Source organism: Streptomyces sp. NPDC056061 (assembly GCF_042266885.1).
Classification (GTDB): domain Bacteria; phylum Actinomycetota; class Actinomycetes; order Streptomycetales; family Streptomycetaceae; genus Streptomyces.
Genome location: NZ_JBHJWQ010000075.1, coordinates 1 through 5056, shown reverse-complemented (window position 1 = coordinate 5056; position 5056 = coordinate 1). Strand labels below are relative to the sequence as shown.

Annotated in this window: 1 protein-coding gene and 3 pseudogenes; 2 read left to right on the top strand and 2 right to left on the bottom strand. The window is 68.1% G+C overall.

Translation table 11 applies throughout. The features are described 5' to 3' along the window. The first annotated feature begins 335 nt into the window (after nucleotides 1-335). Nucleotides 336-1232: a hypothetical protein gene (locus ACFC79_RS38015; protein WP_376249817.1), complete on the top strand. Its 897-nt coding sequence runs from the start codon at nucleotides 336-338 to the stop codon at nucleotides 1230-1232. Nucleotides 1233-1512: 280 nt separating this feature from the next. On the opposite strand, the pseudogene ACFC79_RS38010 reads toward ACFC79_RS38015, so the two are convergent. Then, nucleotides 1513-1683, bottom strand: a pseudogene (locus ACFC79_RS38010) (IS5/IS1182 family transposase); the annotation flags it as partial. Between the two features lie 128 nt (nucleotides 1684-1811). On the opposite strand from ACFC79_RS38010, the pseudogene ACFC79_RS38005 reads away from it, so the two are divergent. Next, nucleotides 1812-2768, top strand: a pseudogene (locus ACFC79_RS38005) (IS4 family transposase); the annotation flags it as partial. 471 nt (nucleotides 2769-3239) lie between these two features. Here the strand turns inward: ACFC79_RS38005 and ACFC79_RS38000 are convergent. After that, nucleotides 3240-4746, bottom strand: a pseudogene (locus ACFC79_RS38000) (IS1182 family transposase); the annotation flags it as partial. Nucleotides 4747-5056: the final 310 nt, after the last annotated feature.

Sequence of the window (5056 nt, the reverse complement as noted above, 5' to 3'; positions counted from 1 at the left end):
CTCAGGGTGCTGGACTATCACCTGGACAAACTCCTGGGCTGACCACCGCCTCGCCCAGCGCATCACGCGGCGACACCGCGTTTCGTAGGTAGTCGGTCATAAAACAGCGAATCGACGTCGCATTCCAGCGCCTGCCAGACGCACCGAGCTCGGTGAACTCGCGGTCAAGAAGCCGCAGCTCCGCCTCTCGTCGGCCATGCACGAACCCTACGGACGCCCCCATCCCATCACAGCGAATAGTTGACGCGGCCCTGGGAGCAACCGGCAGTGCCATCACTTCTCGTCACCAATCCGAGTTGGGTTGATCACCGACTGCCTTCGGAACCCGTGCACAAGTGCTGTCACTACACACCGATGAAGCCAGGGAGGTCGAAGACCTCGACTACGAGCTGAGCGGCATCCGCGGCGACGTCCGCAGCCTTGAGGACGACCTCAGCACCTTCCGCAACGACCTCACCGAGCTGGACGACGACGTGCGCGGCGACATCCAGGACACCGATCAGGCCCTCAAGCGGCTGACCGGCCGCGTCCAGGCCCTCGAAGCCCATCTGCTTGCCGCGGGCGGCGCCCCGCTCGCCGATCTCGACACCGTCGGCCCGGAGTGGAAGCTGGCCAGGACCGCCAGCCACGGCTGGCACGTACGATCCGGCCTACTACCCGGACACCAGCGCGAGGCCCACCGCCTCAAAGTCCGCGAGTACGAAGGCGCCATCGCCGAACGTGACGAACACCGCGACAAGGTGGTGGAGGCCGCCGGCGTCCTGGCCACTCAGCCACGCACGTCCCGCGAGTTCAAGCAGGCCCTCATGGACTTCGGCATGTCCCACCCCCTCGCCGACAGGCACGATCAGCGGACCCAGAAGCTGGCCGCTCCCGCCCAGGCCGCCCAAGCCGCACTGGCTCAGGACGACTCTCTGCGGCAGGCGAAGGCGTCGCTGATCGACCAGGGCGACAGGGCGGAGAGGAAGCTGAACTTGCTGCTGCGTAGCCGCCTGGCCGACGCGATCCGCGACCGCGCCCTGCTGCCCATGTGGTTCGTGACTGTGCTCGGTCCCGTGCCGCCGGCGCATAGGACGGAGGAGTGGATCGGCCACGCCACCCAGGTCTTGGCCTACCGGGTTGCCTACGGGATCACAGACCAGGTCGTCGCGCTCGGTGCGGCGCCCGACGAGTACGTGCCGCGCCGCACCGAGTGGCACCGCGCACTCGTCAAGAACCTGCGCCGCTGGTAGCCCACGCGGTGACGCACGAGACCCCGGGCCCTGTCGGCGGGCCCGGGGTCTCACGGAGTGGGGGAGCGGTCAGAGGTCGTCCCAGTAGCTCGGCGCGCGGCGCGACGACGACGCCCTGTTCCTCTTGCCTTTGGTCGTCCTCGGTCGGGGCGCCGGGGAGCGGCGCGTGCAGCCGGAGGCTGACGGCGAGGCCGTCGACGAGTTCGTCTTCGAGCGGGTGGCGCTCGTGCAGCGAAACCGCTGAGGGCCGCCGCACCGGATGGCGGACGCTGTTGGTTAATTCGGCCCCTTGCTTCGCCCCGTCGAGCGTCAGCTCGGCGGGGCGAAGTGCTGCGAAGTGGCTGGTGCAGGTGCGGGCTCGTGGTGTGCCGGTGAGGTGGGCGTCGATGCGGGCGAGGTTGATCGCGGCGCCGGTGAGCTGGTGCTGGAGGCTGGTCTTTGCCCAATGCCGGGAAGTTTGCAGTCAGGGGCTGCTGTCAAGCGGTTCGGGGAAGTTGATGTAGAGGGGCGGGGCTCCGCGTAGGACAGAAGTCGACCAAGACACCGCTGCTACGAGGAGCCCCGTTGGTTCAGTCTGGCATGCCCGCACACGCCGATGCCGGTGGAAAGGCTTTCGCGGCTGGGCACTTGGGGGAGTTGACGCAGATCATCACGCCGTCGCTGGTGGACGCCGTGCTGGCGCAGACCGGGCGGGTGCAGTCGCGTGTGCGCAAGCTGCCTTCGCGAGTGGTCGTGTACTTCGTGCTGGCCGTGGCTCTGTTCGGTGAGTGCGGGTATCGAGGTGTGTGGGCTGCGCTGGTCGCCGCGCCGGGCATGCCGGACGTGGACCCGTCCGCGGCGGCCTTGCGCCAGGCTCGACGTCGGCTCGGCTCGGCGCCGCTGTCCGTGCTGTTCGACCAGGTGAAGGGGGCGATAGCGGCCGAAGACGCGGCCGGATCGTGGTGGAAGGGGCTGCGGACGGTGGCCTGGGACAGCACGGGCATCCTGGTCGCGGACAGTGAGGCCAACCGGTCGTACTGCGGCCGGGCTGCTGGCCGCAACGGGGTCTGCGGATTCCCCATGATCCGGCTGTCCGCACTGGTCGAGTGCGGAACCCGGGCGCTGATCGACGCGGTGCTGGGGCCGTGGACCCAGGCTGAGGAGTCCCAGTGCACGGTGCTGTGTCGGTCGCTGAAACCAGGAATGCTGCTGCTGGCTGACCGCGGCAGCAAGGGTTTCGCGCTGGCCCGGTCGGCTGCGGCCACCGGAGCGCAACTGTTGTGGCGGATGAGCGCCGACCTGCAGCCGCCGGTACTGCATGCTCTTCCCGACGGCACCTACCTGTCGATGTCCACCGGGATCAACGAACGCGACCGGCTACGACGGTGGACCCGTCACCAGCGCACGATTGCGCCGCAGATCGCTGGCGTGGCCATCCGCGTGATCGAGGCCACGGTGACGGTTCGCGCCGCTGATGGCACGGCGACGGCCACGAGCCTGCGGCTGTTCACCACGTTGCTGGACCATCCAAGCTACCCGGCTGCCGAACTCGCCGAGCTCTACCACCGAAGGTGGCAGGCAGAGACCGCGTACTTCGGGGTGAAGGTGACGCTGCGCGGATCGGACCGCGGCCCAGCAGGAACTGTTCGGTCTGCTCGTCGTCTACCAGGCCGCGCGGCAGATCGCCGTCGACGCTGGCGCTCAAGCCGGGATCGCCCCGTCCCGGATCTCACTGGCCGTCACCATCCGCACCGCCCGCAACACAGTGATCACCGCAACTGGAACCATGAGGCATCAGGGGTACTGGCTCACTCCCGTGATCCATCGCGCCATCCTGCACCCCCGCGAGCTGGCCCCGCAGCACCGCCCAACCAGGATCCGGCCCCGCCGCGTCAAACGCCCGATCTCGACCTTCGCCTACAGCCCGACCAGGAAGAACACCCCGATCCCCAACGCGGAGATCACCCTCACCATCACCACAGCCACCGACCGAACACGACGATGGCGAACCTAAACTTCCCGGCATTGGGTCTTTGCCAGGCCCCGGTAGCGGGATCTGCGCAGGCCGCAGCGTCCGACGGCTTGAGAGACGGTGCCTTCGACGCCGGCCCGGATCTTGTAGCGCTCCTTCCACGCATCGGTCGGCTGTTCAGCGCGGATGTGCCGGATGGCGTCGTGCTGGGCCTGCTGTTGCCGCAGCATGAGTTCGCGGCGGCGGCCGGTGGCTGAGCTGACGCATGAGCGCAGGTGGGGACAGGGGCCGCAGCGGCTGGCGGGGAACCTGACGCGGATGACGGGCAGGCCCTTGGAATCGTTGCGGGGATATCAGTCCGTGGCGGTGACACCGCCGGGGCAGGTCACCTGCTGGTTTTTCCAGTCGACGGTGAACGCGTCCAGCCCGAACGCTCCCTTGGCCTGGGACGAAGTGTTCTGGACCAGTGGCCCGTGCAACTCGACACCATGTCGGTCGCGAGCGGCAAGGACATGGGCGGCGGTGGGGTATCCGGCATTCACCCAGTGCTCGGCAGGCAGGCGGATCTCCTCGTTCATCGTGTTGTCCGCGACGGTCGCCACCGTGGTGGCCACGTTGGTGACCAGGTTCGGAGCGTCCGTCTCGCCGCAGGTCTCGGTGAGGTGGACCTTGTATCCGTCCCACATGGTGTCCCGTTTGACGCCGACACGGGCCTCCGGGTCATAGGGGCTGACCAGGCGCGTCGCGCCCGGCGGCCGGTCTTTTGGGCCCCGCCGCGTCACCTCGCCGTCCACCCGGTGGAAGTGCTGGACCCAGACCTGACGCAGGACCTGCACCTCGTCAAGCGAGCGGAGTGCAGCGGGGACGTCGGCGCCGAAGACGGCTTCCAGCAGGCGTGTCCCGTCCCGGCCGATCCGCAGCCCCACCTCATCCCGCTTCGTACGGGCCCCTGGGGAACCGGGAGTCCTCGGCCCTGGTGGAGTAGTGGCGGAACCAGTCCGGCTCTGCGATCTCGGACAGCCACTCCGGAGCGGTCTGCGCGAGCGCGTTCAACGCCGCACGCAGCGTCTCTGCAACCTGCTCCAGCCAGTACAGCTCACGCGCGGACGACAGCACGTGCGAGGAGTCGGTGCGGGCCCGCCCTGTGGTCTTGAGCAACCCCCTTTCACGGACCGCGGCCAGCACACCGTCCATGACCCGGCGCCCGCCGTCGGCACCGGCCAACCGGTCCCTGAACTCCGACAGCACAGAGAAATCGAAGCCAGGATCGTCGAGGTGAAGCCCGAGCGCGTACTTGAAATCGATCCGTGCCCGCACCGCCTCTGCGGCCTGGCGGTCGGTCAGTCCTTCCACGAACTGGAGCACCGACACCAACGCGAGCCCGGCGGGTGACCAGGCGGGACGGCCCCGTGAGGCAAACAGATCCGCGAATTCCTCGTCGCGGAACATCTGCCCCAGCTCGTCCCGCACCCGGATCACCAGGCTCCCCTTCGGGAACGCGGCCCGCGCCACCCGCACCGTCTCCGCCGGAATCTCTCCCGGCCCCTTCGACTGCATCGACATCGACACCCACCCCACACAACAACGTCGGTCCCCATGACCACAACCGGGTCATGGGGACCGACGTCACGTGCAGGGCCGAATAAACCAACAGCGTCGTGACCGGTGGGGCCCTCAGTGATGCTTGCCATCGGGCCCGGGAAGGGGGGCCGCCCTTCCCGGGGAAGCCCGATGATGCTGAAGTCCGGACGAGTTCAAGGCCCATGTCCAACGCGTCTATTGAAGCTTCCCCTTGATCGTGGACACCTGGAGACTGGGACCTGAGGTTCCAGAGGAAGTAGCACCAGGTGGGAAGCAAATACACGAAGCGGTA